A 25,438-nucleotide genomic window follows, 5' to 3' on the forward strand; every position below is an offset into this window, starting at 1 on the left:
TGCCTAGCGGGGGGAGGCGGTCGGGTCCGGGGAGCCGGTGCAGGGGGCCGGGGTGCGGGGCCCAGTCGCGGGCGGGGTCCTGGGGGTTGCGGGGGGGCGGGGGCCCCGCCCCGGACCCCACCCGCGGCAACCCGCGCACGACCGGCCCCGGAGCGGGGAACGGGCCGTAAGGTTAGACATATGAACGATCGCATGGTGTGGATCGACTGCGAGATGACCGGCCTCTCGCTGTCGAACGACGCGCTCATCGAGGTGGCCGCGCTGGTCACCGACTCCGAGCTGAACGTACTCGGCGAGGGGGTGGACATCGTCATCCGCCCTCCGGACTCGGCGCTGGAGACGATGCCGGAGGTGGTGCGCCAGATGCACACCACGTCCGGTCTGCTCGACGAGCTGGCCGGCGGCACGACGCTGGCCGACGCGGAGGAGCAGGTCCTGGCGTATGTGCGCGAGCACGTGAAGGAACCCGGCAAGGCCCCCCTGTGCGGCAACTCCGTCGGCACCGACCGCGGCTTCCTGCTGCGGGACATGCCGAAGGTCGAGGAGTTCCTGCACTACCGGATCGTGGACGTCTCCAGCATCAAGGAGCTCGCCCGCCGCTGGTACCCGCGGGCGTACTTCAACAGCCCGGAGAAGAACGGCAACCATCGCGCCCTCGCCGACATCCGTGAGTCGATCGCCGAGCTGAGGTACTACCGCGAGGCCGTCTTCGTGCCGCAGCCCGGCCCGGACTCCGACACGGCCAAGGCGATCGCCGCCAAGCACGTCCTGCCCGCGCCGTCCGCACCGTCCGCGCCGAGCGCGCAGTAGGCGCCGTAGGCGTCCACGGGGTCCGGAAGGGGCCGCCGCGAAAGCCGTGCGCGAGCACCCCTTCGGACCCTGTACACTTTTTCTCGGCCGGTCGGGGAAACCGAAGAGTCCAACCGCCGGTCATGGTGGGTGTAGCTCAGCTGGTAGAGCACCTGGTTGTGGTCCAGGATGCCGCGGGTTCGAGTCCCGTCACTCACCCTGAGTGATCAGCCGGTGACTCCGTCGAAAGACGGGGCACCGGCTGATTCGTTTTCCCCCGCGCGTTTCCCCGCGTGTCCCCTGCGCGGCACGGGTCACGACGACGCCCGCACCACCAGTTCCGTGGGCAGCACCACATGCCGGCGTTCCAGGTCCCGGGACGCGGCCGGGCGGCGGTCGGCGATCTCGGTCAGCAGCAGGCCGAGCATCGTGCGGCCCATCTCCTCGATCGGCTGGCGGACGCTGGTGAGGGGCGGGTGCAGGTGACGGGCGATGGCCGAGTCGTCGTAGCCGACCAGGGCCACGTCCTCGGGGATACGGCGGCCCGCCTCGCGCAGCACCTGGCGGGCGCCGGCCGCGGTGACGTCCGAGCCGGCGAAGACCGCGTCCAGGTCCGGGGCCCGGCCGAGAAGTGCCGCCATCGCGCGACGGCCGCCCTCCTCGGTGAAGTCACCGGGTTCGACGAGGAGTTCGTCCACCGGGCGGCCCGCGTCGCGCAGGGCGTCGCGGTAGCCGTCGACGCGCCGCTGGGCGCCGTACACATCCGGGCGGCCCGTGATGTGGGCGATCCTGCGCCGTCCGCGGGTGAGCAGGTGCCCGACGGCCGCGCGGGCACCGCCGTAGTTGTCGGAGTCCACCGAGGTGAGGGCCTCCGCCGCCGAGCGCGGGCCGCTGATCACCGCCGGGATCTCCAGCTGGGCCAGCAGGTCGGGCAGCGGGTCGTCCGCGTGCACGGACACCAGGAGGACGCCGTCGACGCGGTGCGCGGCCAGGTACTCGGCGAGGCGCCGGCGTTCACGGTCGCTGCCCGCGAAGGTCAGCAGCAACTGCATCTCGGTGTCGGCCAGTTCGGCGCCGACGCCGCGCAGGATGTCCGAGAAGTACGGCTCGGCGAAGAACCGGGTCTCCGGCTCGGGGACGACGAGGGCGATGGCGTCCGTGCGGTTGGCGGCCAGGGCGCGGGCCGCGGTGTTGGGGACGTAGCCGAGTTCCGCCACCGCCGCCTCGACGGCCGCGCGGGTGGCGTCGCTGACGCGGGGCGAGCCGTTGATCACCCGCGAGACGGTGCCCCGGCCCACACCGGCCCGGGCGGCGACCTCCTCCAGCGTGGGCCGGCGGCCGCTGCGGCCCCGCGTTCCCTGGCTTGCCATGGGTTCCGCCTCCCTCGACACGATCATCCGGCCGACCTGGAATGTAACAGTGCCATTCGCCGGGGCGGCGGGCTCGGACGGGTCCGTCAACGATCCGACCACTGAAGGCGGTTGCCGCTGTCCGGTCCCTTGACACCCCCGGGCCGACCGGCGACTCTTCAACACATCACAAGTGGGAGCGCTCCCAAGGTACCTGACACCTACACATCCCGCACGGCACGTCAGGCAACAGGAGGACGCAATGCGCACGAGTACCCGCCGGTCCCGCCGGCTGGTGGCCCTCGCGGCCGTCGCCGCACTGACCACGGGAGTGCTGGCCGGCTGCGCCAAGGACGCGGACGACGGCTCGTCGGACGCGAACGGCGGCGGCACGGGCCACGGCAGGACCACGCTGACCATCGGGACCTTCGGCGTCTTCGGCTACAAGCAGGCCGGTCTCTACGACGCGTACATGAAGCTCCACCCCGACATCAGCATCAAGGAGAACGTCACCACACGGACCGACGTCTACTGGCCGAAGGTCCTCACGCGCCTCCAGGCCGGTTCCGGCACCGACGACATCCAGGCGATCGAGGTCGGCAACATCACCGAGGCCGTGCAGACGCAGGCCGACAAGTTCGTGGACCTCGGCAAGGAGGTCGACAAGTCCCAGTGGCTGGACTGGAAGCTGGCGCAGGCCACCACCAAGGACGGCAGGACGATCGGGCTCGGGACCGACATCGGGCCGATGGCGATCTGCTACCGCAAGGACCTGTTCCGCAAGGCCGGGCTGCCCACCGACCGGACCGAGCTCGCCGCGCGCTGGAAGGGCGACTGGGCCAAGTACGTCGACGTCGGCAAGCAATACATGAAGAAGGCGCCGAAGGGCACCAAGTTCGTGGACTCGGCCTCCTCCGTCTACAACGCGGCGGTGGGCGGCGCGAGCGAGCGGTACTACGACAAGGGCGGCAACGTCGTCTGGGACAGGTCCGAGGGTGTGAAGAAGGCCTGGGACGCCGCCATGAGCGTCGCGAGCAGCAACATGTCGGCGAAGCTGAAGCAGTTCGATCCGACCTGGGATCAAGGCTTCGCCAACGGCACCTTCGCCTCCCTTGCCTGCCCGGCCTGGATGATCGGCTACATCGAGCAGAAGTCCGGTGACTCCGGCAAGGGCAAGTGGGACGTGGCGGCGGCGCCGGCGGCGTCCAACTGGGGTGGTTCCTTCCTCGGTGTGCCGACCGCGACCAAGCACCGGAAGGAGGCCGTCGCGCTGGCCAAGTGGCTGACCGCGCCCGAGCAGCAGGCGAAGGTCTTCGCCAAGCAGGCCAGCTTCCCGTCCGCCCCGTCGGCGTACACGAACCTGAAGCCGCAGGCCGACACCACCGCGTACTTCTCCGACGCGCCGCTCACCCAGATCTTCTCCGACTCGGCGAAGACCATCCCCGCGCAGCCCCTCGGCCCCAAGGACAAGCCGATCGACAACGCGATCAGCGACATCGGCATCCTCCAGGTCGAGCAGAAGGGCAAGTCCCCGGCGCAGGGCTGGGACGCGGCGTCCAAGGAGATCAAGGACGTGCTCGGCCAGTGAGCAGCTCAAAAGAGGCTCTCGCGCACTCCGTGCCGAGCGCCGAGGCCGCGCCCGGCACCCCGCCGGGCGCGGTCCGGGCCGCACACGGTCGCGGTGGGCCGGCGGGCGCCGACTCCTGGCGCAGCCGGCTGTACCGCTGGGACACGAAGGCGACGCCGTACGTCTTCATCGCCCCCTTCTTCCTCCTGTTCGGGGCCTTCTCGCTGGTTCCACTGCTGTACACGGCCTGGTACTCGCTGCACGACGTGCAGCTGTCCGCGCTGGACCACCAGGCCTGGGCGGGCCTGGGCCACTACCGCAACCTGCTGTCCTCGGACTTCTTCTGGAACGCCCTGCAAAACACGTTCACCATCGGCCTGATCTCGACCGTGCCCCAGCTGATGGCGGCGATCTGGCTGGCGCACCTGCTGAACTTCCGGCTGCGCGGCTCGACCGCCTGGCGGGTCGTGATGCTCACCCCGTACGCCACCTCGGTCGCGGCCGCGACCCTCGTCTTCACGCTGCTGTACTCCTGGGACGGCGGCCTGGTGAACTGGCTGCTGCACTTCGCCGGGGTCGGCCCGGTCAACTGGCGTGAGGCGGACTGGGGTTCGCAGTTCGCGGTGTCGTCCATCGTGATCTGGCGGTGGACCGGCTACAACGCGCTGATCTATCTGGCCGCGATGCAGGCGATCCCGGCCGATCTGTACGAGTCGGCGGCAATCGACGGCGCGAACCGCTGGCAGCAGTTCCGCCATGTGACGGTCCCGCAGCTGCGTCCGACGATCCTGTTCACCGTCGTCGTCTCCACCATCGGCGCCACCCAGCTCTTCGGTGAGCCGCTGCTGTTCGGCGGGGTCAGCGGCTCCAAGGGCGGCTCCGAGCACCAGTACCAGACGCTCGGCCTGTACATGTACGACCAGGGCTGGATCATCGGCAACCTCGGCAAGGCCTCCGCCATCGCCTGGTCGATGTTCCTGATCCTGCTGATCGTGGCCGTGATCAACCTGCTGCTCACCCGACGGCTGAGGAAGTCCCATGACGACCGGTGAACTGACGTTTCCGCAGCCCCAGGTGAGGCGCCCCAGGGCGAGGGGCGCGGGCAGACAGTTGCACGCGGGGCCCGTGACGTACGCCGTCCTGACGGTCTTCGCGCTCCTGTCGCTGGCGCCGCTGGTGTGGACGGCGGTGGCGGCCTCCCGTACCGACCGGCGACTCGCGCAGACCCCGCCGCCGCTGTGGTTCGGCGGAAACCTGTTCAGGAACATGCAGTCCGCGTGGGACCAGGCCGGTCTCGGCACCGCCCTGTTCAACTCCGTGTTCGTGGCGGGCACGATCACGGTCAGTACGGTGCTGTTCTCCACGCTGGCCGGGTTCGCCTTCGCCAAGCTGCGGTTCCGGTTCTCCGGTCTCCTCCTGCTGCTGACCATCGGCACGATGATGATCCCGCCGCAACTGGCCGTCGTACCGCTGTACTTGTGGATGTCGGACCTGGGCTGGTCGAACGAGCTGCAGACGGTGATCCTGCCGAGCCTGGCGACCGCGTTCGGCACGTTCTTCATGCGCCAGTACCTGGTGCGGGCGCTGCCGAGCGAACTCGTCGAGGCGGCCCGGGTGGACGGGGCGGGCAGTCTGCGGACCGTGTGGCACGTGGTGTTCCCGGCGGCGCGGCCCGCGATGGCGGTGCTCGGCCTGCTGACCTTCGTGTTCGCCTGGAACGACTTCCTGTGGCCGATCATCGCCCTCAATCAGCAGAACCCGACCGTGCAGGTCGCGCTCAACTCGCTCGGCACCGGCTACGTACCCGACCAGGCGGTGATCATGGCGGGTGCGCTGCTCGGCACGCTGCCGCTGCTCGTCGCCTTCCTCCTGTTCGGCAAGCAGATCGTGGGCGGGATCATGCAGGGCGCGATCAAGGGCTGAGCCAAGAACTGAGCCACTCCCCTCACTCCCTCACCGTCGACCTCCCCTGGGAGCGCTTCCATGCCTGAGCCCGTGACGTCCGTGACCTTTCCGCCCGCCTTCCTCTGGGGCGCCGCGACCTCCGCGTACCAGATCGAGGGGGCGGTGCGAGAGGGCGGCCGCACCCCGTCGATCTGGGACACCTTCAGCCGTACGCCGGGCAGGACGGCCGGCGGCGACACCGGTGACATCGCCGTCGACCACTACCACCGCTACCGCGAGGACGTGGCGCTGATGGCGGAGCTGGGCCTGAACGCCTACCGGTTCTCGGTCTCCTGGCCGCGCGTGCAGCCCACCGGCCGGGGCCCGGCCGTGCAGGTGGGCCTGGACTTCTACCGCCGCCTGGTGGACGAACTGCTGGAGCACGGCATCAGGCCGGCGATCACCCTCTACCACTGGGACCTGCCGCAGGAGCTCGAGGACGCGGGTGGCTGGCCCGAGCGCGACACGGCGCTGCGCTTCGCGGAGTACGCGCGGATCGTGGGCGAGGCGCTGGGCGACCGGGTGGAGCAGTGGATCACGCTCAACGAGCCGTGGTGCAGCGCGTTCCTGGGCTACGGCTCCGGTGTGCACGCGCCGGGGCGCACCGAACCGGAGGCCTCCCTGCGGGCCGCGCACCACCTGAACCTGGCGCACGGGCTGGGCACATCGGCCCTCCGCTCGGTGATGCCGGCCCGCAACACGGTCGCGGTGAGCCTCAACTCGGCGGTGGTGCGCGCGGTGTCGTCCGATCCCGCCGACCTGGCGGCGGCCGCACGCATCGACGACCTGGCCAACGGCGTCTTCCACGGTCCGATGCTGCACGGCACGTACCCGCAGACACTGCTCGCGGCGACGTCGTCGGTCACCGACTGGTCGTACGTCCGCGACGGCGACCTCAGGGCGGTGAACCAGCCGCTGGACGCGCTGGGCCTCAACTACTACACGCCGACGCTGGTTTCGGCGGCGGGCGCGGACACGACCGCGCCGCGGGCGGACGGTCACGGGGCGAGCGCCCACTCCCCCTGGCCGGGCGCGGCGGACGTGGCCTTCCACCAGACGCCCGGCGAGCGCACGGAGATGGGCTGGACGGTCGACCCGACGGGCCTGCACGAGCTGCTGATGCGCTACACGCGACAGGCGCCGGGCCTGCCGCTGTACGTGACCGAGAACGGCGCGGCGTACGACGACAAGCCGGACCCGGACGGCCACGTGCACGACCCGGACCGCATCGCCTACCTGCACGGCCATCTGTCGGCGGTCCGCAGGGCCCTCACCGACGGCGCCGACGTGCGCGGCTACTACCTGTGGTCGCTGCTGGACAACTTCGAGTGGGCGTACGGCTACGGCAAGCGCTTCGGCGCGGTGTACGTCGACTACGCGACCCAGGAACGGACACCGAAGTCGAGCGCACGGTGGTACGCGGAGGCAGCACGGTCGGGGGCGCTTCCTCCGGTCACGGGGCGGTAGCAGGGGAGGCCGCTGCGGGTCAGCCGAAGGTGCCGAACGTCTTCGAGAAGGCTATCGCCTTGTCGCTGCCAGTGATCCTGCGCCGGTGCGCGGGGGAGAGACCGATCGAGGTCGCCACGGCGTCGGGGTCAGCTCGCGGCCAACCGCCCGCGCCGCCACCGGACCGCGCCGCGGTGCCCCTTGCGCACGGGCTCCCGGCGGTCCAGCTGGATCCACAGGCGCACCTCGGTGCCGCCCAGCACCGACGAGCCGATCCGCACGTCGCCTCCCGTCGACTCCGCGAGCCGGCGCACGATGTCCAGCCCGAGGCCGGTCGAGCCGTCGCTGCCGGAGCCGCGGCCGCGGGCCATCGCCGTGTCCGGGTCGGGTATGCCGGGGCCGGCGTCCGAGACCAGCACGATCACCGCGTCCTCCGCGTTGTGCACGTCGACCGCGAAGGCCGTGCCCTCGGCGGTGTGCCGGAAGACGTTGCCGAGCAGGGCGTCGAGCGTGGCGGCCAGGTCGGCGCGGGCCACGGGTATGCGCACCGGGCGGTCCGCCCCGGCCACCCGCCACTTGCGGCCCTCGTCCTCCGCGAGCGCGGACCAGAACCCCATGCGCTCCCGGACGACTTCGGCCACGTCGCATCCGGCGCCGGGACCCTGGGCCGCGGTCTGCGGCTTGGCCTCCCGCGCGGTGCGGATGATCGTGTCGACCTCGCGCTCCAACTGGGCGACCGCGGCCCGGGTCTGCTCGGCGGCGGGCCCCTCGCCGAGCGACGCCGTGTTCAGGCGGAGCACGGTCAGCGGGGTGCGCAGGCGGTGGGACAGGTCCGCCGCCAGCTCCCGTTCGTTCGCCAGGAGTTGGACGACCTGGTCCGCCATGGAGTTGAACGCTATCGCGGCCAGTCGCAGTTCGTTCGGCCCCTCCTCGGGCACCCGCGCCCCGAGCCTGCCCTCCCCCAGTTCGTGCGCGCCCTCGACCAGCCGCTGGGCGGGCCGCACCATTCGGACGCCGAGCCGGTCGGCGACCGCGACCGAGCCGACGACCAGCGCGACGCCGACCCCGGCGAGGACCGCCCAGGCCGTGCCGACGCCGTTGCCGACCTCGGCCTCCGGGACGTACACCTCGACGACCGCGATCGCGCCCGAGCCGAGCGCGACCGGCTGGAGCAGCGTCGAGCCGCCGGGGACCTCCGCGGTGGAGGCGCGGCCCATCCCGCGCACGGTCGCGATGTCGCGGTCGGTGGCGCGCTGCCGTCCGATGTCGAGCGCCGCCCGGCCGCGGGACGCCGGTATGTGCACCGCCATGTCCGAGTCGGAGCCCGCGGCGGCCACCACCCGCGCCAGCTTGTCGCGGTCGGTGGTGATGGACAGCGCGGGGGCGAGGGCCGCGGCCTGGCGCTCCGCGTTGGAGAAGGCGCGGTCGCGGGCCATCTCCTTGATGACCATCCCGAGCGGCACCGCGAAGGCGATCACGACCATCGTGGTGACCGCCAGGCAGACCTTGACCAGGGCCCATCTCATCGCCACGGCTCCGCTCCCCCGGGTGGCTCCAGCTTCACGCCCACGCCCCGCAGGGTGTGCAGATAGCGCGGCCGGGCGGCGGTCTCCCCCAACTTCCGGCGCAGCCAGGACAGATGGACGTCGATGGTCTGGTCGTCGCCGTACGCCTGCTGCCAGACCTCGGCGAGCAGTTCCCTGCGCGGGACGACGACGCCGGGCCGCCCGGCCAGAAAGGCGAGCAGGTCGAACTCGCGGCGGGTGAGGTCGAGGCGTACGCCGTCCAGTTCGGCCTGGCGGCGCAGCGGGTCGACGGTCAGTCCGCCCACGCGGAACACGGGCGAGGCCGGGGCGTCGCCCGCGGCCACGCGGGAGCGGCGCAGGACCGCGGTGATACGGGCCGACAGGTGATCGACCGAGAACGGCTTGGTCAGATAGTCGTCCGCACCGGCGTTCAGCAGCCGGACGATCTCCGTCTCGTCGTCCCGCGCGGTGGCGATGATGACGGGCACGTCGGTGAGGCCGCGCAGCATCTTCAGGGCCTCGGACCCGTCCAGATCGGGCAGTCCGAGGTCCAGGACGACCACGTCGAAACGGAAGTGGGCGACCTCGCGCAGCGCCTCCAGCGCCGTACCGACGCTGCGTACGGTGTGCGAGGCGTCGGTCAGGTGCCGGATGAGCGCCGAGCGTACGAACTGGTCGTCCTCGACCACGAGCACACTTGCCATGCGCCGCACCGTACGCCATGCGGGGCACGCCGGTCCGGGCCTGTGGATAACTCGGATCCCGTGTGAACTGCGGGACGGGTGAGGCACTATGACGGCGATGCGCAGAGGACTCGTACACCTACTGGCATGGTCGCTCGCCACGGGCGCGGCCGTCGCGCTGTCCTGGTGGAGCGTCCACACGGTGATGGCGGGAACGGCGTACGACCCGCCGCGCGCCCTGCCCATCACGGCGGCGGGCGCGATCACGCAGGGAGCGCAGCCGCCGGCGCCTTCGACAAGTCGGCCGGCCTCTTCGGCACCCGCGTCGCACCGGCCGTCCGCGCCCCGCACACCGGCGCCTCCCGCGCGCACGCCGACCTCGCGCCCCGGTCGGCCGTCGTCCCCGGCCGCCGCCGCGGCCTCCGGCCGGGTCAAGGGCTACGACACCGACGGCGGCCGGGCGGTCTTCGACCTCGGGGAGTCGAGCGCGACGCTGGTCTCGGCGACCCCGGCCACCGGCTGGTCGATGCAGGTGTTCAGGACGGAGACCTGGATCCGGGTGGAGTTCGCCGGCGGCGCGGACCGGGTGACGGTGTTCTGCACCTGGCACGACGGGCCTCCGCACGTGGACGTGACCACGTACTGAAGCGGCGCGCCGGACCGCCGGGGGAAAGCTGAGGTCAGCGGAACACGGAGGGCGGTGGGGCCGGCGAGGCCACCGCCGCCTCGTCCGTCACGGGTACGGCCCCGCCGGTGAAGTCGGTGAGCTGCTTGCCGTGTTCGACCCGGGCCGGGTGCGGGTCGGAGGCGGCCCGGCGGGTCAGTTCCGCGACCGGCAGCGGGCGGTCGGAGGCGATGAGGACCGCGTTGCCGAACCGCTTGCCGCGCAGCACGGCCGGGTCGGCGATCAGCGCGAGCTCCGGGAAGCTGGCGGCCGCGGTGGCGATCTGGCCGCGCAGGTGGGCGAGCGGGGGCCCGTCGGCGAGGTTGGCGGCGTAGACGCCGGTGGGGTTCAGGGCCCGGCGGATCTCGTCGAGGAACTCGGTCGAGGTGAGGTGGGCGGGCGTACGGGCGCCGCTGAACACGTCGGCGACGATCAGGTCGGCCCAGCCGTCCGGCACCTTGGCCAGGCCCGCGCGCGCGTCCGTCGATCGCACCCGTATGCGGGCGCCAGGATCCAACGGCAGCTCGCGGCGGACCAGTTGGACCAGGGCCGCGTCCCGCTCGACGACCTGCTGGGTGGAGCGGGGGCGGGTGGCGGCGACATACCGGGCGAGGGTGAACGCGCCGCCACCGAGATGCACCACGTGCAGGGGTTTTCCGGGCGGGGCGACGAGGTCGGCCACGTGCCCGAGCCGCCGCTGGTACTCGAAGGAGAGGTACGCGGGGTCGTCGAGGTCGACGTGCGACTGCGGGGCCCCGTCGATCAGCAGGGTCCAGGCCCGGTGCCGGTCGGGATCCGGGATGAGCTGCGCGAGCCCGCCGTCGACGGCCTGAGTGACGGCTTCGGCGGCGGACCCGCGCCGCGGCTTCCTGGACTTGCCCATCCCACCATTTTCGCAGGCCACGGGCGCGTGCGCCCGGACGGGGCGGCCGGGGACCCGGGCCGAGGGAAGCCGGACGGCGGCGGGGCCCCGCGCCGGGGCGGCTCGACGGCGGCGATCCTCGCGCCCGGCGCCCGGGCCCCTCAGCGGCAGCTGTCCGCCGCCTCGATCAGGCGGGCCGCCTCGCCGAGCGCCCGGCGCAGCACCGCCGGGTCGGTGGCGAGGTCGGCCTCGCCCGGGGGGACCAGCCAGTCGGAGCCCTCCGCCGGAGGCGCCGGGGTCAGGCGCAGGCCCCGGCCGTCGGTCTCGGTGCAGGTGCTCCCGGGGACGTCCCATGCGGCAGCGGTCCCCGGCGGCACGACGAAGCCCAGGGTGTCGCGGCCGTCGTCGTGCAGGACGGGCCCCACGGCCTCCCCGGGTCCGCGCCGCAGGATGTCGACCGCCTCCAGTCCCTGGCGGGTCGACACCGTCACGAGGTCGCAGGCCTCCGCAGACGGCGTACAAGGTTTGTTGCCCTGGCTGGTCTCCATGCCGACCTCCACCGCGCAGCCTTCTTGCAGTCCGCATGGTCCAACGCGGCACGGCGTCAACGGCTACGGCACAAGTCAGCCGCAAAGGATGGCAGTTCATGGCAGATCGTGGATGAGATATCCGATTTGTAGCCAAACAATGCGTGGCGGGACCGCTACAGCCGGTACCTTCTTGCCCGCCGGGGTCAGGGTTCCGCAAAGGCAGTTCATCCCGAATTAGCCAATTCACCCTGAGTCCGGCATGGTTCGACGGTTCGCACGAGAGGACCCGGCCATGGCGTCGTCAACGGCGACCGCGTCACAGCCCAACCGGCCACTACGGCCGAACCTCGCCTTCCGGCAGCTGCGCGGCAGGCGTTCACCGGCCGAGTTCGCCGCGCAGGTACGGCGGGCCGCCCGGGAGATCGGTGAGCGGGTGAGCTGTGACGCGCGCTACATCGGCCGGGTGGAGGCAGGCGAGATCCGCTGCCCGAACTACGCCTACGAACGGGTGTTCCTGCATATGTTCCCCGGTCGCACGCTCGCCGATCTCGGCTTCGCGCCCCGCGAGTCCGTCCGCGGACGCGGGCCGCGCCCGGCCGAGGAGGCGCCCGCCGCGCGCATCATCAGCCCCGCGTACGTCACGCATGAGGCGCCGGCGGCCTTCGAGCCGTATGACAAGCACGACCCGCATGACCCGCACGATCCGTACGACACGCACCAGAACCACGAGGAGAGCGACGTGCTACGTCGCGCATTCATGACCGGCGGAGGCGCCACGGTGGCCGCCGCACTGGGTCCCTTCGCGCTCACCATCGACGCCGCTGCCGCCGACCGGCCCCTCGGCCGCGCCGGATCCGGGGAGGCGGCCGCCCTCGAGGAGGCCGTCCGCAGAATCCGGCTGCTCGACGACCGGCACGGCGCGGACGGCCTCTACCGGCGCGCGGCGGCGCCGCTACGCACCGCGTACACGCTGCTGGACGCCGGCACGACCCGGCAGACGACCGCCGACCGGCTGCACTCGGGTGCCGGTGAACTCGCCATCTCGGTGGGCTGGCTGGCGCACGACTCCGGCCGCTTCGACGACGCGCGCTCGCACTACGCGGAGGCGCTCGCGACCGCCCGGATGACCGGCGACGCCGCCCTGGAGGCACACGCCTTCTGCAACACGGCGTTCCTCGCGCGCGACGCCGGGCGCCCGCGCGAGGCGGTACGGGCGGCGCAGGCCGCCCAGCGGGTCGGGCGCCCGCTCGGCTCCGCGCGCCTGATGTCGCTGCTCGCGCTGCGCGAGGCGGGCGGCTGGGCGGGGCTCGCCGACCGCACCGGCTGCGAGCAGGCGCTGGCCCGCGCCCAGGCCCTCTACGCGCGCGGCCGCTCGGAGGCCGACCCCGAGTGGATGAGCTTCTACGGCGAGGCCGAGCTGGAGGGCCTGGAGGCGCAGTGCTGGTCGACGCTCGGCGACTGGCCGCGGGCGGCACGGCACGCACGGCGGGCCGCCCAGCTCCAGGACCCGCACTTCACCCGGAACATCGCCCTCTACACCGCCGAGCTCGCCGACGACCTCGCGCGCGGGGGCCGGCCCGACGCGGCGGCGGCAGCAGGGATGCGCGTCCTCGACCTCCTCGACCAGGTCCAGTCGTCCCGCATCCAGACGATGCTGGCGGGGACGGCCCGGGTCCTGCTGCCGCACCGGAGGGCCTCGGGTGTCTCGGATTTCCTGGACCGGCACGCGAGCGCGCCGCGCATGGCGTGAGGGCAGCGCACGCTACTGACGGCCGCGCACGGTGTGACGGTCGCGCACGGTGTGCGGTTCGGGCGCCCCGCGCGCGGGGCGGGTCCTAACCGGCCAGATGCCCGAGGTCGTTCCAGCTCTCGATCGCCGGTTCGCCGTACGCCCAGCCCAGGACCGACAGCGATGTCGGGTTGAGGCGGATCCTGGCGGCGAAGTCGAGCGGGAGACCCAGCCAGCGGGCGCCGATGGAGCGCAGGATGTGCCCGTGGGCGAAGACCAGCACGTCCCGGTCCTCCGCACGGGCCCAGTTCACCACCTCGTCCGCCCGCGCCGTCACCTCGGCGAGGGTCTCGCCCTCGGGGACGCCGTCGCGCCAGATCAGCCAGCCGGGGCGGACGGCCTGGATCTCGGCCGGGGTCATGCCCTCGTACGCGCCGTAGTCCCACTCCAGCAGCGCGTCCCAGGGCGTCGCGCGCTCGCCGAACCCGGCGAGTTCACACGTCGTACGCGCGCGTACCAGCGGGCTGGTGCGCACCTCGCCCCCGGGCAGCCCGTCGAGCGGCGCCCGGTGCAGCCGCTCGCCGAGCAGCTTGGCACCCCGCCGGCCCTCCTCCAGGAGTGGCACATCGGTCCTGCCCGTGTGCTTGCCGGACAGCGACCATTCGGTCTGTCCGTGCCGGGCCAGCAGGATGCGCGGTGCCATGGGGACCTTCCGGGAGAGCGAGAAGAGACGTGCGGGAGAAGGGGTCGGGCGAAGAGGAGAACGGGCCGGGCAAAGAGAGAGTGAAAACGAAGTGAAAGACGAGAAATCGGAAGCGGAACCACTCCATCATCGCGCACGCGGTGCGCGGGCAACCCGGGGGGCGATCTCTGCGTCTTTGAGGGCTGGAGCGCCCCTGATGGGCGATATGCGTCCACCGTGAGGTGGCCCGGCGGGCCCTTCGGGCGCCGTGGGAGAAGGGGGAGGGCGATCGGATGCCGGAGTCCGAGATACCGGGTACCGGGGTGTTTCCCCGGACCCGGCCGCGCTGGTGGACCGAGCTGCCGCTGATCCTGCTCGTGTACGCCTGCTACTCGGCCGGCCGCCTCCTCGCCCGGGGCGACGTCACCGGCGCCGTCGACCACGGTCTGGCGATCCTGCGCATCGAGAACGTCCTGCACCTCAACGCCGAGCTTCCGCTCAACCGGCTGTTCACGCGCGCGTCCTGGCTCGGCATACCGGCCGACTTCTGCTACGCCTCGCTGCACTACCTGGTGACCCCCGCGATCCTGGTCTGGCTCTTCAGGCGGCACACCGCCGCCTACCGCACGGCCCGCACCTGGCTGATGACGTCCACGTTCATCGGCCTGATCGGCTTCACCCTGCTGCCGACCTGTCCGCCCCGGCTGCTCGCGGCAGGCCACGGATTCGTCGACACGATGGCCCGCTACAGCACGTACGGCTGGTGGGGCGGCGAGGCCAGCGCCCCGCGGGGCCTCGGCGGCATGACCAACCAGTACGCCGCGATGCCGAGCCTGCACGTGGGCTGGGCCCTGTGGTGCGGAGTGATGCTGTGGCGCCACGGCCGCACGCCCGCCGCCAGGATCCTCGGCGTCGGCTATCCGCTGCTGACCGCGATCGTGGTCATGGGCACCGCCAACCACTACCTCCTCGACGCGGTCGCGGGCGCGGCCGTCATGGGCGCCGGGCTGCTGCTGACGCCTTACGTGACAAGGGGATTGGCGGCCTTCAGGGCGTTCGCCGCACCCGTCACGGCGGCCCCTCGCGCCAGGGTTTCCCCGAATGTCAGTGGCGGATGCCAGACTTCGACGGGTGAGCGAATTCCACGGCAGCGCGAGTCGCGGCTCGGGTCAGGAGCCGAGCCGGATGTCTCTTCCTCGAATGCGGGGGACGAGGCTCCGGCAGCAACTCGCTGAGCTGCGCGGTCCCGACGTACCGGCCAAGGCCCTGGACGCACGCGCCCTCGCGGCGCTCGCCGCGAACCCCGGGTGCCGCAGACGCGCCATCCTCGACGGTGCCGGGGTCGACAAGGCCGCACTGGCGAGCGCGCTGGGCTCGCCGTCCGCCTTCGGGCAGTCGCAGTTCGCCCTCACCCGGGGCAACGCTTTCGAGGCCCGGGTCAAGGCCGACGGCGGCGCGGAGCTGCTGCGCCTGGTGCACACCGCCCTGGACCCCGGCGCCGAACCGCCGCACCGGGCCGCCGTCCCCGACCTGTCCGCGATCGGCCCCGAGGGGCGTACGGCCCGTACGGCGCTGGCGCTGCGCGAGGCGACCGCGGCGCGCGGCACCTGGACGCTGCTCGACCACCCGCTGCTGGCTCTGGAGGTCGCCGGCTCCCCCGCCTTCCTGGAGCCGGACGCGGTGGTGGTGCACCCGGACGGCAAGTGGACGGTCGTGGAGATCAAGTCCTTCCCGATGCTGGACGGTTCGGCGGACGCGGCGAAGGTGGGCGCGGCCGCCCGCCAGGCCGCGGTGTACGTGCTGGCCCTGGAGGACGTCGCGCGCCGCCTCGGCGCGGAGCCGGATGGGCACGCCCCCGACGACGCGCCCGCCGCGCGCGTGCGCCACCGTGTCCTGCTGGTCTGCCCGAAGGACTTCTCCAACCACGCCACCGCCTCCGCCGTCGACGTCCGCAAGCAGCGCGCGGTCACCGCACGCCAGTTGACCCGGCTCACCCGCATCCAGGACATCGCCGACACCCTCCCCGAGGGCACGTGCTTCGCCCCCGGCCTGCCGGCCGCCGACCTCACGGACGCGGTCGAGTCGGTCCCGGCGACGTACGCCCCTGAGTGCCTGGCCGCCTGCGAACTGGCCTTCCACTGCCGTCAACACGCGCGCGGCGCCGGTGCGGTGACCACGCTCGGCCGCCCGGTCCGCGCCGAACTGGGCGCCCTGACGACGGTCGACGCCGTCCTGTCGGCGGCCCGCGGCGAGAGCGGCGACCCGGACGATCCGGCGGTGGCCGCCCTGCGCCGGGCGGCACGCCTGCGCGCGGAGGCGCTGGGCCAGGAGGCACCGGGCGCGGAGGTGATGGCCGCGTGTCGCTGATCGCCACCCTCGCCCGGCTCGAAGCCGTCAGCACCGGCCGCGCCCGTCCCACCGCCACCGTCCGGCACCGCCATCTGTCCGACCACCCCTTGGTGTTCGTACCGCTCACCACCGCCGGTGAGGCCGGTGCCCCGCTCGGCGCGCTGGTCGGCACCGACCGGGACGCGCCCCGCCTGCTCGTCGTACCGCAGCCGCGCGACCGCGACCTGCGCTTCGCGTTCCTCGCCGAACTCGCCGACGTCGTCCTGCCGTACGTCGACGCGTACGCCGGCTCGGTCGAGGCCGCCGAGCGCACCGAGACCGACCCGGAGACCGGCAAGCGGGTCAAGGTCGAGGTGGAACTGTGCGCGGACGCACCCCAGTTGATCGTGCCGAGCCGCGCGGGCGTGGACTTCGTACGACTGCTGGGCCGCTCGATGCGCTTCCGCCGCACCGCCGAGCAGGACCCGGAGGCCCCGTACCCGGCGCCGCCGCGCGTGCCCCTGCTCGGGCGCTGGCTGACCCACTTCGGGGAGCGTGCCCGGGTGCCCGGCTCCTCCCTGCTGCCGGCCATGACCGAGCTCCTGTCCCGGCACTGGGCCACCGGCCAGTCCAGCCTGGAGGACCAGCACCTGGGCGCGCTGCTCGCCTGGATCGCCCCGCCGGAGGGAGAGTCGGGCGCCGATGCGGCCCTGCGCGCGGAGCTCGCACGGGACGAGGCCGGCCAGCTGCTGTGCCCGCCCGCGGGACCGGCCACCGACCCGGCGTTCGACAACAAACTGCTGGCCCCCGCCATCGAGCGCTACGACCGCGCGCGTACCGCCCTCGCCACCGCCGAGGACGGCCCGGCGGCCGACGACCGGCTCGGTCGACTCACCGCTGCCGAACGGGAGATCCGCGACCTGGTGCTGAGCCGTACGCTGCCCACCTGGGAGCGGGTCTGGCACGGCATCGACCTGCTGCGTGCGCTGCCCGACGGCGCGCACGTCGAGGAGCGGTGGACCCGCGACCGCTGGTCCTTCACCGGCCACCGCGACCGGGTACTGGCCGGCGAGCCCCCGCAGCCGCGCCGGGACGACGCGGTCACCGCGGCGAACAAGCTGGCCACGCGCGAGCGTGAACAGGCCCGCCTGGAGGCCCAGGAGGCGCTCGACGACCCGCTGGTGATGGCGGGACGGCGGCTCGCCGGGGAGGCGTTCGCGGGCGAGGTCGAGGATGTCGTCATGGCGTACAGCGAGGGCAAGCGCCCCAGCCCGCGCCCGCTGGTCACCGTCCGCACGGACGACCGGCCGCACCTCGGGGAGCGCGCGCGGGTGTACCGCTCGCTGGGCGGCAAGCCGCAGTCGGCCGAGTTCGTCGGGTACGAGGACGAGGGTGCCCTGGTGGTCCTGCGCATTCTCGACAAGATGGGCCGCGGCAAGGAGCCCGAGGCCGGTTCCGTGCCCGAGCGGGGCGACCGGCTCTGCTTCACCCTCTTCGAGCACGACCAGCGCGGCGGGGCGAAGCTGCCCGATCCGGAGGAGACCCCGTGGACGCACGGCGGCCCGCCGGGCGAGGCCGCCCCCGAGGCTCCCGACACCGTGACCGCGGAGGACGTGCTGTGACGACCCTGGACTTCGACCCCGCTCTCGCGGCCGCCCGGGCCACCGACGCCATCCTCCGCGACACCCTGCACGGCACCCACCGGGGTGTGGTCGTCGACTCCCCGCCCGGCGCCGGCAAGTCCACGCTCGTGGTGCGGGCGGCGCTCGAACTGGCCGACGCCGGACGCCCGTTGATGGTGATCGCGCAGACCAACGCGCAGGTGGACGACCTGGCCCTCCGCCTGGCCGAGAAGAACCCCGAGCTGCCCGTCGCCCGTCTGCACAGCAGCGACACCGACCCGTACGACAAGGCGCTGGACGACCTGCCGAACGTGCGCAAGTCGGCGAAGGCGGCGGACCTGGCCCAGGCCTCGGTCATGCTCTCCACCGCCGCGAAGTGGGCGCACGTCAAGGTGGACGAGCCGTGGCGGCACGCCATCGTCGACGAGGCGTACCAGATGCGCTCGGACAGCCTGCTCGCCGTGGCGGGCCTGTTCGAGCGGGCGCTGTTCGTGGGCGACCCGGGCCAGCTGGACCCGTTCGCGATCGTGGGCAGCGAGCAGTGGGCGGGCCTGTCGTACGACCCCTCGGCCTCCGCCGTGACGACGCTGCTCGCGCACAACCCCGACCTGCCCCAGCACCGCCTGCCGGTGTCCTGGCGGCTCCCGGCCTCGGCCGCGCCCCTGGTCTCGGACGCCTTCTACCCGTACACCCCGTTCCGCAGCGGCACGGACCACGGCGACCGCCGTCTCGCCTTCGCGGTCCCGTCCGACGGCTCCGCCCCCGACCGCGTGATCGACGAGGCGGCGGAATCGGGCTGGGGCCTGCTGGAGCTGCCGCCCCGGCACACCCCGCGCACGGACCCGGAGGCGGTCCGCGCGGTGGCGACGGTCGTACGGCGCCTGCTGGACCGGGGCGGCGCGGCGACCTCGGAGCGGTCACCGGACCCTGCGCCCCTCACCGCCGACCGGATCGCGGTCGGCACCGCCCACCGCGACCAGGCGGCGGCGGTACGCGCGGCGCTCGCCGAGCTGGGCGCGGCGGACGTGACCGTGGACACGGCGAACCGGCTGCAGGGCCGGGAGTTCGACGTGACGGTGGTCCTGCACCCCCTGTCCGGCCGCCCCGACGCCACCGCCTTCCACCTGGAGACCGGCCGCCTGTGCGTCCTCGCCTCCCGGCACCGGCATGCGTGCATCGTGGTCTGCCGCGCGGGCGTGAGCGACCTGCTCGACGACTACCCGTCGACGGAGCCGGTCCAGCTGGGCACGGTCGTGAAGTTCCCGGACGGCTGGGAGGCGAACCACGCGGTACTGGCTCACCTGGCCGAACACCGGGTGAGCCTGCGGCCCTGACCGCCACTGCGCCGAGTGGCCCGACGACCCCGACGTCCCCTTGCGCGGGCGCGCGACAATGGACGGTGGCCCACCCGGAAAGCGGCGGCGCCGTCGAACCGTACGAGGAGGAGAAGACATGGCGGAGCCCACGCCGCGTCGGCACGAAACGCGGCGACGCCCCGCGTCCCTGCTCTTCGAGCCCGTGGAGGCGGTCTCGGACCCTGAGCATTTCTTCGACCTGGAGTCGATGGACGATCCCCGGGACGTGCTGGCACGGGCGACCGAGCTGACCCAGGCGTTCAGCGCGGCCGCCGACCGGGCCATGGAGTTCCAGGCGATCGCGGCGGCCCAGCTGGCCGACCCGCGCCGTTTCGACCGGCTGACGCCGGCGGACATCGCCGACCGGGCCGAGTGGACCGAGGACTACGCCGTGAAGATGGTGGAGTTCGGCCGGGACCTGATGCGCACCGCCACCGCGGAGGGCCGGGGGTCCGCCGACCCCGTGTGACGCCCCTCGCGCACCGCCGCACCCCACCTGCCTCTCCTGCCCGTCTGGCATATGCCGGGCGGGCAAGATACTCCCTCCCGCCCGGTACCGTCCCGAATTTCCGCAACCCTCGGAAAGGGAACCGTCACCAGCGGTAGACCTGTCCGCCATGACCGGTACACGGAATGTCACCGCCGACGGTGCCGCCTGGCTCGCCTCCGCAGGAACATATGCGCGCAGCACCCTCGCGTTCTGGGGCGAGCGGCCGGACGCCCCCTTGGTCCTGTCCTGCGGCACCGTCTTCGACGTGGTGAGCGCTCCGGCGGTGTTCGGCCGCCGGATGCTGGACCGGTTGTGGGGCGAGGGTCCGGGATCGGGGCCGGTCGCGGTGTTCCGGGGCCGCATGCTCCTGTTCGCCGCGCCGGGCACGGCCTCGCGCCTCCCCTCGCTGCTGGCGTGGGAGGAGTGGGGCTCCGGCGGCCGCACGGAGGACGTGCCGCCGCTCCTCTGCCACGGCACCGGCGACGCGGTGACCGTCCCGGCCCTGAACCACCCGGACGACGACGAGCTCGGCGAGCCTGCCGACCACGCCGACCAATCCGACCCGTCCTGCCCGTCGGACCATGGCGGATCCCGCTGGCTGGTCGCCCCGGACTCCCGGCACCCCTGGCTGCCCGGGCCCGAGATCCTGCTCTGGGCGGCGGTACGAGCGGCCCGCGCGACGGTGCGGATATCGATTTTTCCTCCCGCCGATCAGGGTGCTAAGGTCTACGACGTCAGCAGGCGCCGCTAGCTCAGTTGGTTAGAGCAGCTGACTCTTAATCAGCGGGTCCGGGGTTCGAGTCCCTGGCGGCGCACGATGACGATGGCGAGGCATGTTCGCGGAATGCGCGAAACGTCCTCGCCATCTCTGTTTTTGCGCGGCTTTGCCGCGCGTTGTGGGGGGCTTCGCCCACCCACACCCCCCTTCAGGTCGGGGCGGTGGTCGTTGGCCGAAAGTGGGCGGCTCCGGTGATCGTGGGCTGAGGTCTCTGGTCGTGGGCCGGGAGGTCAGACCGCACTCCCCGGTGTGATCTTCACCGTCCAGGCCCCCGAGGCCGCCCGTGCCTCCACCTCCACCTTCACGCCCTGGCTGCCCGGCACCGTGAAGGTCTCCCCCAGGGCGACCGGTGCGTCGGCGAGCGACGGATTGACCGAGCCCTCCCAGCAGGCCTCGGTGTGCGGGTGGGCGTCCACGACCTGGATCGGGCCGCCCCCGGACTCCGCCCCGCTGCGCACCCGGTACACGAGCACGCCCTGACGGCAGACCCCGCGGTCGTTCCCGGCCGGCCCCCGCGCCTCGAAGGCCAGCGCGCTGTCGGCCCCGGTGCGCACGACGGCCAGTTTCACGCCGTCGCCCAGCCCGAACGACGGATCACCGGAGATGCCCTTGCCCCGGTGCTCCTCGCCGGCGGCCAGGGGCTCCAGGGTCAGCCGCGTGGGACCGGTGCCCCGTACGCACCGCACCTGGCGCGGATCGAGCCACCCCAGCTTCCACTTGTGCCAGGCGAACAGGTCGGGAGCCAGCCCGAACTGGCTGCCCATCAGGTCCCAGTCTCCGACGTACGTGTCCCAGTCGCCCTTCCCGTCCACCGGGCGGTGGTACAGGTCCGGCAGGTCGAAGACGTGACCCGTCTCGTGCGCCAGGACGAGCCGGTCCGGCGGGTGCTTCTCGAAGACCGTGACCACCCGGCGGACGTCCTTGCCGTCGACGTGCACCGGGGTGTCGAGGTTGACGACCTTCGTCGCGTCGGAGTCCACACCGGGCGCGTCCGGATCGGCCACGAAGTAGACGACGTCGTACCGCGAGAAGTCGACGTCCTTGTCGGCCACGGAGAAGGCGTCCCGCAGATAGGTGCTGCGCCGGGCGGCGTTCCAGTCACGCTTTATGGCGTACGACGTCGACGGCCTCGGCATCCGGATCCAGTGGTTCAGCGGATGCGGGCGCAGCGTGAACCTCCCGTAGGAGGCCTGCTCGAAGAAGCGGCTGGTGGCCGGGAAGTGGTCGGCGGCCAGCTCGGCGGGCCTGGTGTTCGGGACTGAGTCCGGGAAGGAGAGGAACACCATCACGGCATCGAGCGTGCGCGTCGGGCGCGTGTAGGCGGGGTTCCAGGTGTCCAGGCCCTCCGAGTGGTGCGCCTCGGTCCGCCGCAGGGCGCACGGAGCCGCCGAGAACGGCTCGGCGACCGACGGGACGGTCAGGATCGAGGACGCCGCGAGCGCCGACATCGTGGTGAACACGGCGGCGGCGCTGCGCAACCGAGGGCGGGGCAAAAGGGACCTCCGGGGCGGGACACAGGACACCGCACCCAGCCTGTGGGAGTTTGTAGTACTTCGCCCTGTTTGCCTGCACCAGAAGGGTGAGGGCGCCCGATACCCCCGAACAGCCGACACCCCGAAACACTCACGGAACGTCACAAGTGGTCGGGGGCTTGAAGAAGCCGTCCATGCGCGGGCAGAAACGATCTGTCAGAACGGCCCGTTGTTCCGGGACACTGGACTGTGGCTGGAAGGCCTCAGGGCCAGCCTCTATGATCGGCACACTTTCCGGCACGGACAGAGATCGAGTGCACTGCGGGAGCGAGCGGTGAGCGGAACGTCCGAAGGGCCGACGCCCGCGGCAGACCTCGACCGGTCAGCCGTAACAGAGAGTGACATCACTAGGCCCCCTGGTGCCGGGCCCCGACACATCGACGTGGAGCCCCGCCGCATCGGCGCAGAGCCCCGCCACGTCGACGTGGAATCGGGCACGTACCGCTCCGTCTTCTCGGCCGCCCCGCTGTCCATGGCCGTCGTCGACCGCGAGGGCCTGGTCGTCGGCGCCAACGACGCCTTCGGCGCGCTGTTCGGCACCGATCCAGCCACGCTGACCGGGCGGGTCGCCGCCGACCTCGTGGACCTCACCGCCGACACCCGCATCCGGCACGCCTACCGCGAGGTGCTGCGCGGCCGGCAGGCGAGGCTGCGCTGCACCCGGCGGCTGAAGCATCCCGACGGCCACTCGGTGTGGGCTCAGGTCACCGTCTCGCCGCTGGCCGATCCCGGGGCCGGCGTCCTGCTGTCCGTCGCGGACGTCAGCGCCCGCCGCGAACTCCAGGGCAGGCTGAGGCACTTGCAGATGCACGACCCGGTGACCCGGCTGCCCAACCGCACACTGTTCTTCGAGCGCCTGTCGGCCGCGCTGGAGGCGGATGCGTACGACGAGGGCGGCACCGGCCGGATCGGCCTGTGCTACCTGGATCTGGACGGCTTCAAGGCGGTCAACGACACCCTCGGCCACCGCGTCGGAGACCGGCTGCTGGCCGCCGTGGCCGAACGGCTGACCCGGGTCGCGGACGAGGCCGGGTCCGCCCGCACGGGCACGCCGCTCGTGGCGCGACTCGGCGGTGACGAGTTCGCCCTCCTCGTCGAGGACTCGACGGGCACCGACCAGCTGGCCGAGCTCGCCGAGTCCGCGCTGACGGCCCTCCAGGCCCCCTTCGACCTCTCGGGCCGGCGGCTGTCGCTGTCGGCCTCGATCGGGGTGGTCGAGCGCCATGTGGCCGGGACGACGGCCACCGGCCTGATGCAGGCCGCCGATACGACGCTGTACTGGGCGAAGGCCGACGGAAAGTCCCGCTGGACCCTGTTCGACCCGGAGCGCAACGCGCACCGCATGACCCGTCAGGCCCTCTCCTCCACGCTCCGTCCCGCCATCGACCGTGGTGAATTCGCCCTCGAGTACCAGCCGTTGGTCGGCATGGAGGACGGCCGGCTGCACGGCGTCGAGGCACTGCTGCGCTGGCACCACCCGCAGTTCGGCACGCTGACGCCGAATCGGTTCATCGGACTGGCCGAGGAGGACGGCTCGATCGTGCCGCTCGGCCGCTGGGCGCTGGCCACCGCCTGCCGCCAGGCGCGCCACTGGCAGCTGGCCCATCCCGGCGAGCCGCCGATCTTCGTGAGCGTCAACGTCGCCGTCCGCCAGGTGTGGGACTCCGACCTGGTGACGGACGTGGCCCGGACCCTCGCCGAGACCGGCCTGGCGCCGCACCTGTTGCAGCTGGAGCTGACCGAGTCCGCGGTGATGGGCTCGGCGGGCCGCCCGCTCCAGGCCCTCCAGGCACTCAGCGACATGGGCGTACGCATCGCCATCGACGACTTCGGCACCGGGTACTCGAACCTGGCGTATCTGAGCCGCCTGCCGGTGTCCGTCCTGAAACTGGACGGCTCCTTCGTCCGGGGCTTCCAGTACGACGAGCCGGGCGACCGGCCCAACCCGGCCGACGAGGTCGTGGTCGAGGCGATGATCCAACTGGCCCACCGCCTGGGCCTCACGGTCACCGCCGAGTGCGTGGAGACGTCGGCCCAGGCGACCCGTCTGCGCCACATCGGCTGCGACACCGGCCAGGGCTGGCTCTACTCCCGCCCGGTGCCGCCGGATCGCATCTCCGAGCTGCTGGCCATGCCGTCCTACGCGGTGGGCAACCCGTAGGCGTCCGCGATCAGTTCGTACGAGCGCAGCCTGAGCTCTCCGCGGTGGGCGTGCGAGGTGAGCATCAACTCGTCGGCGCCGGTGCGCTTTTGGAGATCGTCGAGTCCGGAACGCACCGCATCGGCGGTCCCGTGCACGATGTTCCCGCCCCAGGACCGCACGAACTCCTCCTCCATCGAGCTGAACTCGTGCTTCTCGACCTCGTCCGGGTCGGGGAAGAGCCCCGGGCGCCCGCTGCGCAGCCGGATCATGTTCAGCGCGGTGGCCCGCACCTGCCGGCGGGCCTCGCGCTCGTCGTCGGCGGCGAGGGCGGAGACGCCGATGAGGGCGTAGGGCTCGTCGAGGACGCCGGACGGCCGGAAGGACTCGCGGTACAGGTCGAGCGCCGGGATGGTGTTCTGCGCGGAGAAGTGGTGCGCGAAGGCGAAGGGCAGCCCGAGCAGTCCGGCCAGCCGGGCGCTGAACCCGGAGGAACCGAGCAGCCAGATCGGCGGCCGGTGCGACGGCTGCACACCGCCGGGCGCGCTGCTCTGCACGGGCCCGGGGACGGCGTGAATACGCCGGTACGGATGCCCGTCCGGAAAGTCGTCGTCCAGGAACCGCGTCAGCTCGGCGAGCTGCTCGGGAAAGTCGTCGGCGCCTTCGTGGAGCGTGTCGGTACGGCGCAACGCGGCGGCGGTGGCCCCGTCCGTCCCCGGAGCCCGCCCGAGCCCGAGGTCGATCCGCCCCGGCGCCATGGCCTCCAGCGTCCCGAACTGCTCGGCGATGACGAGGGGTGCGTGGTTCGGCAGCATCACGCCACCCGACCCGAGCCGGATCCGCTCGGTGTGGGCGGCGAGGTGGGCCAGGATCACCGCGGGCGACGACGAGGCGACGCCCGGCATGGAGTGGTGCTCGGCGACCCAGTACCGGTGAAACCCCCGCTCCTCCGCGAACCGCGCCAACGCCACGCTGGTCCGCAGCGCGTCACCGGCACTGCTCCCCGCCCCGACGGTCACCAGGTCCAACACGGAGAGGGGCACAGAAGCGCCCCCGCGCACAACCCCCCGAATCTCATCTGCCGCCACGCTGCCTGCCTCCCGCTGTCCGACCGTCCGCTGCAGTGGGGTGCATAACGGGAGGCGGACTCCGCTTATTCCATCCGCGATCGCAGAGCGGGGGCGCCGCGACGGGGCCAGCGGGGCCGCAGACCCGGCGGACTCCGCTTATTCCACACGAGATCCGGGAGCGGGGGGCGCCGCGACGGGGCCCGGGGCCGCAGACGGGGAGCCGCCGTCAGCCACGCAGGGTCGCAGGGGGCGGAGCCCCCGCCAGGCCCCGCCGTCAGCCACGCAGGGGTGCAGGGGACGAAGTCCCCGCCGTCAGAGCCCGACGACGAACCCGCAGGGGGCGCAGGGGACA

General features: G+C 72.7%; 22 protein-coding genes and 2 tRNA genes. 16 read left to right on the top strand and 8 right to left on the bottom strand.

Annotation, left to right across the window (positions count from 1 at the left end; translation table 11 throughout):
• Positions 1 to 180: 180 nt before the first annotated feature.
• Together orn and ABZ910_RS18660 are read left to right on the top strand one after the other, a co-directional pair.
• On the top strand, positions 181 to 810 hold the full coding sequence (gene orn, locus ABZ910_RS18655; RefSeq protein ID WP_361365874.1) for an oligoribonuclease: 630 nt from the start codon (positions 181 to 183) through the stop codon (positions 808 to 810).
• A gap of 125 nt (positions 811 to 935) precedes the next feature.
• Positions 936 to 1,008: transfer RNA gene (locus ABZ910_RS18660), tRNA-His, on the top strand.
• A 95-nt stretch (positions 1,009 to 1,103) separates the two neighbouring features.
• On the opposite strand, the gene ABZ910_RS18665 is transcribed toward ABZ910_RS18660, so the two are convergent.
• Complete coding sequence (locus ABZ910_RS18665) at positions 1,104 to 2,159, bottom strand: LacI family DNA-binding transcriptional regulator (protein WP_361365877.1); 1,056 nt, start codon at positions 2,157 to 2,159, stop codon at positions 1,104 to 1,106.
• A 241-nt stretch (positions 2,160 to 2,400) separates the two neighbouring features.
• Here ABZ910_RS18665 and ABZ910_RS18670 point away from each other — a divergent pair, with 241 nt between their 5' ends.
• The 4 genes from ABZ910_RS18670 to ABZ910_RS18685 are packed head-to-tail and all read left to right on the top strand — an operon-like array spanning position 2,401 to position 7,116.
• On the top strand, positions 2,401 to 3,726 hold the full coding sequence (locus ABZ910_RS18670) for an extracellular solute-binding protein (RefSeq protein ID WP_361365880.1): 1,326 nt from the start codon (positions 2,401 to 2,403) through the stop codon (positions 3,724 to 3,726).
• Positions 3,723 to 4,757, top strand: a complete 1,035-nt coding sequence (locus ABZ910_RS18675; protein WP_361365883.1) for a sugar ABC transporter permease — start codon at positions 3,723 to 3,725, stop codon at positions 4,755 to 4,757. The genes ABZ910_RS18670 and ABZ910_RS18675 overlap by 4 nt, the downstream gene beginning before the upstream one ends.
• Positions 4,744 to 5,628 carry a carbohydrate ABC transporter permease gene (locus ABZ910_RS18680; protein ID WP_361365886.1) on the top strand — a complete coding sequence of 295 codons (885 nt, stop codon included), beginning with the start codon at positions 4,744 to 4,746 and terminating at the stop codon, positions 5,626 to 5,628. Before ABZ910_RS18675 ends, ABZ910_RS18680 begins: the two co-directional genes overlap by 14 nt.
• A gap of 60 nt (positions 5,629 to 5,688) precedes the next feature.
• Positions 5,689 to 7,116 carry a GH1 family beta-glucosidase gene (locus tag ABZ910_RS18685; protein WP_361365889.1) on the top strand — a complete coding sequence of 476 codons (1,428 nt, stop codon included), beginning with the start codon at positions 5,689 to 5,691 and terminating at the stop codon, positions 7,114 to 7,116.
• Positions 7,117 to 7,244: 128 nt separating this feature from the next.
• Here the strand turns inward: ABZ910_RS18685 and ABZ910_RS18690 are convergent, their stop codons facing one another.
• Together ABZ910_RS18690 and ABZ910_RS18695 are read right to left on the bottom strand one after the other, a co-directional pair.
• Entirely contained in the window at positions 7,245 to 8,621 is a 1,377-nt protein-coding gene (locus tag ABZ910_RS18690; RefSeq protein WP_361366292.1) for a HAMP domain-containing sensor histidine kinase, read from the bottom strand.
• Positions 8,618 to 9,325, bottom strand: a complete 708-nt coding sequence (locus tag ABZ910_RS18695) for a response regulator transcription factor (protein WP_361365892.1) — start codon at positions 9,323 to 9,325, stop codon at positions 8,618 to 8,620. The genes ABZ910_RS18690 and ABZ910_RS18695 overlap by 4 nt, the downstream gene beginning before the upstream one ends.
• Positions 9,326 to 9,422: 97 nt before the next feature.
• On the opposite strand from ABZ910_RS18695, the gene ABZ910_RS18700 reads away from it, so the two are divergent.
• The gene (locus ABZ910_RS18700) at positions 9,423 to 9,950 is read left to right on the top strand and encodes a hypothetical protein (RefSeq protein WP_361365895.1); all 528 of its coding nucleotides are present in this window, start codon (positions 9,423 to 9,425) and stop codon (positions 9,948 to 9,950) included.
• Positions 9,951 to 9,984: 34 nt separating this feature from the next.
• Here the strand turns inward: ABZ910_RS18700 and ABZ910_RS18705 are convergent, their stop codons facing one another.
• Together ABZ910_RS18705 and ABZ910_RS18710 are read right to left on the bottom strand one after the other, a co-directional pair.
• Complete coding sequence (locus ABZ910_RS18705) at positions 9,985 to 10,851, bottom strand: fused MFS/spermidine synthase (protein ID WP_361365898.1); 867 nt, start codon at positions 10,849 to 10,851, stop codon at positions 9,985 to 9,987.
• 140 nt (positions 10,852 to 10,991) lie between these two features.
• On the bottom strand, positions 10,992 to 11,378 hold the full coding sequence (locus ABZ910_RS18710; RefSeq protein WP_361365901.1) for a hypothetical protein: 387 nt from the start codon (positions 11,376 to 11,378) through the stop codon (positions 10,992 to 10,994).
• A gap of 274 nt (positions 11,379 to 11,652) precedes the next feature.
• Here ABZ910_RS18710 and ABZ910_RS18715 point away from each other — a divergent pair, with 274 nt between their 5' ends.
• Complete coding sequence (locus tag ABZ910_RS18715) at positions 11,653 to 13,110, top strand: hypothetical protein (RefSeq protein ID WP_361365904.1); 1,458 nt, start codon at positions 11,653 to 11,655, stop codon at positions 13,108 to 13,110.
• Between the two features lie 85 nt (positions 13,111 to 13,195).
• Here the strand turns inward: ABZ910_RS18715 and ABZ910_RS18720 are convergent, their stop codons facing one another.
• Positions 13,196 to 13,792 carry a histidine phosphatase family protein gene (locus ABZ910_RS18720; RefSeq protein WP_361365907.1) on the bottom strand — a complete coding sequence of 199 codons (597 nt, stop codon included), beginning with the start codon at positions 13,790 to 13,792 and terminating at the stop codon, positions 13,196 to 13,198.
• Between the two features lie 272 nt (positions 13,793 to 14,064).
• Between ABZ910_RS18720 and ABZ910_RS18725 the strand changes: the two genes are divergently transcribed.
• From ABZ910_RS18725 to ABZ910_RS18755, 7 genes are all read left to right on the top strand, one after another.
• The gene (locus ABZ910_RS18725; protein ID WP_361365910.1) at positions 14,065 to 15,006 is read left to right on the top strand and encodes a phosphatase PAP2 family protein; all 942 of its coding nucleotides are present in this window, start codon (positions 14,065 to 14,067) and stop codon (positions 15,004 to 15,006) included.
• A complete protein-coding gene (locus ABZ910_RS18730; protein WP_361365912.1) occupies positions 14,957 to 16,138 on the top strand; it encodes a hypothetical protein in 1,182 nt (393 codons plus the stop codon). The genes ABZ910_RS18725 and ABZ910_RS18730 overlap by 50 nt, the downstream gene beginning before the upstream one ends.
• Positions 16,129 to 17,721, top strand: coding sequence for a hypothetical protein (locus ABZ910_RS18735; RefSeq protein WP_361365915.1), 1,593 nt, complete (start codon positions 16,129 to 16,131; stop codon positions 17,719 to 17,721). Before ABZ910_RS18730 ends, ABZ910_RS18735 begins: the two co-directional genes overlap by 10 nt.
• Positions 17,718 to 19,055 carry an AAA domain-containing protein gene (locus ABZ910_RS18740; RefSeq protein ID WP_361365918.1) on the top strand — a complete coding sequence of 446 codons (1,338 nt, stop codon included), beginning with the start codon at positions 17,718 to 17,720 and terminating at the stop codon, positions 19,053 to 19,055. The genes ABZ910_RS18735 and ABZ910_RS18740 overlap by 4 nt, the downstream gene beginning before the upstream one ends.
• Before the next feature lie 118 nt (positions 19,056 to 19,173).
• Complete coding sequence (locus ABZ910_RS18745; RefSeq protein WP_361365921.1) at positions 19,174 to 19,545, top strand: hypothetical protein; 372 nt, start codon at positions 19,174 to 19,176, stop codon at positions 19,543 to 19,545.
• A gap of 148 nt (positions 19,546 to 19,693) precedes the next feature.
• On the top strand, positions 19,694 to 20,317 hold the full coding sequence (locus tag ABZ910_RS18750; RefSeq protein ID WP_361365924.1) for a hypothetical protein: 624 nt from the start codon (positions 19,694 to 19,696) through the stop codon (positions 20,315 to 20,317).
• A tRNA-Lys gene (locus ABZ910_RS18755) sits at positions 20,308 to 20,381 on the top strand. The genes ABZ910_RS18750 and ABZ910_RS18755 overlap by 10 nt, the downstream gene beginning before the upstream one ends.
• A gap of 193 nt (positions 20,382 to 20,574) precedes the next feature.
• Here the strand turns inward: ABZ910_RS18755 and ABZ910_RS18760 are convergent.
• Entirely contained in the window at positions 20,575 to 21,792 is a 1,218-nt protein-coding gene (locus tag ABZ910_RS18760) for a M6 family metalloprotease domain-containing protein (protein ID WP_361366295.1), read from the bottom strand.
• Between the two features lie 358 nt (positions 21,793 to 22,150).
• On the opposite strand from ABZ910_RS18760, the gene ABZ910_RS18765 reads away from it, so the two are divergent.
• Positions 22,151 to 24,037: a bifunctional diguanylate cyclase/phosphodiesterase gene (locus ABZ910_RS18765; protein ID WP_361365928.1), complete on the top strand. Its 1,887-nt coding sequence runs from the start codon at positions 22,151 to 22,153 to the stop codon at positions 24,035 to 24,037.
• Here ABZ910_RS18765 and ABZ910_RS18770 read toward each other — a convergent pair.
• Entirely contained in the window at positions 24,016 to 25,104 is a 1,089-nt protein-coding gene (locus ABZ910_RS18770; RefSeq protein ID WP_361365931.1) for an LLM class flavin-dependent oxidoreductase, read from the bottom strand. The two genes, ABZ910_RS18765 and ABZ910_RS18770, sit on opposite strands and share 22 nt — an antisense overlap.
• Between the last annotated feature and the right edge of the window lie 334 nt (positions 25,105 to 25,438).

This window comes from Streptomyces sp. NPDC046805, assembly GCF_040645355.1.
Taxonomy (GTDB): domain Bacteria; phylum Actinomycetota; class Actinomycetes; order Streptomycetales; family Streptomycetaceae; genus Streptomyces.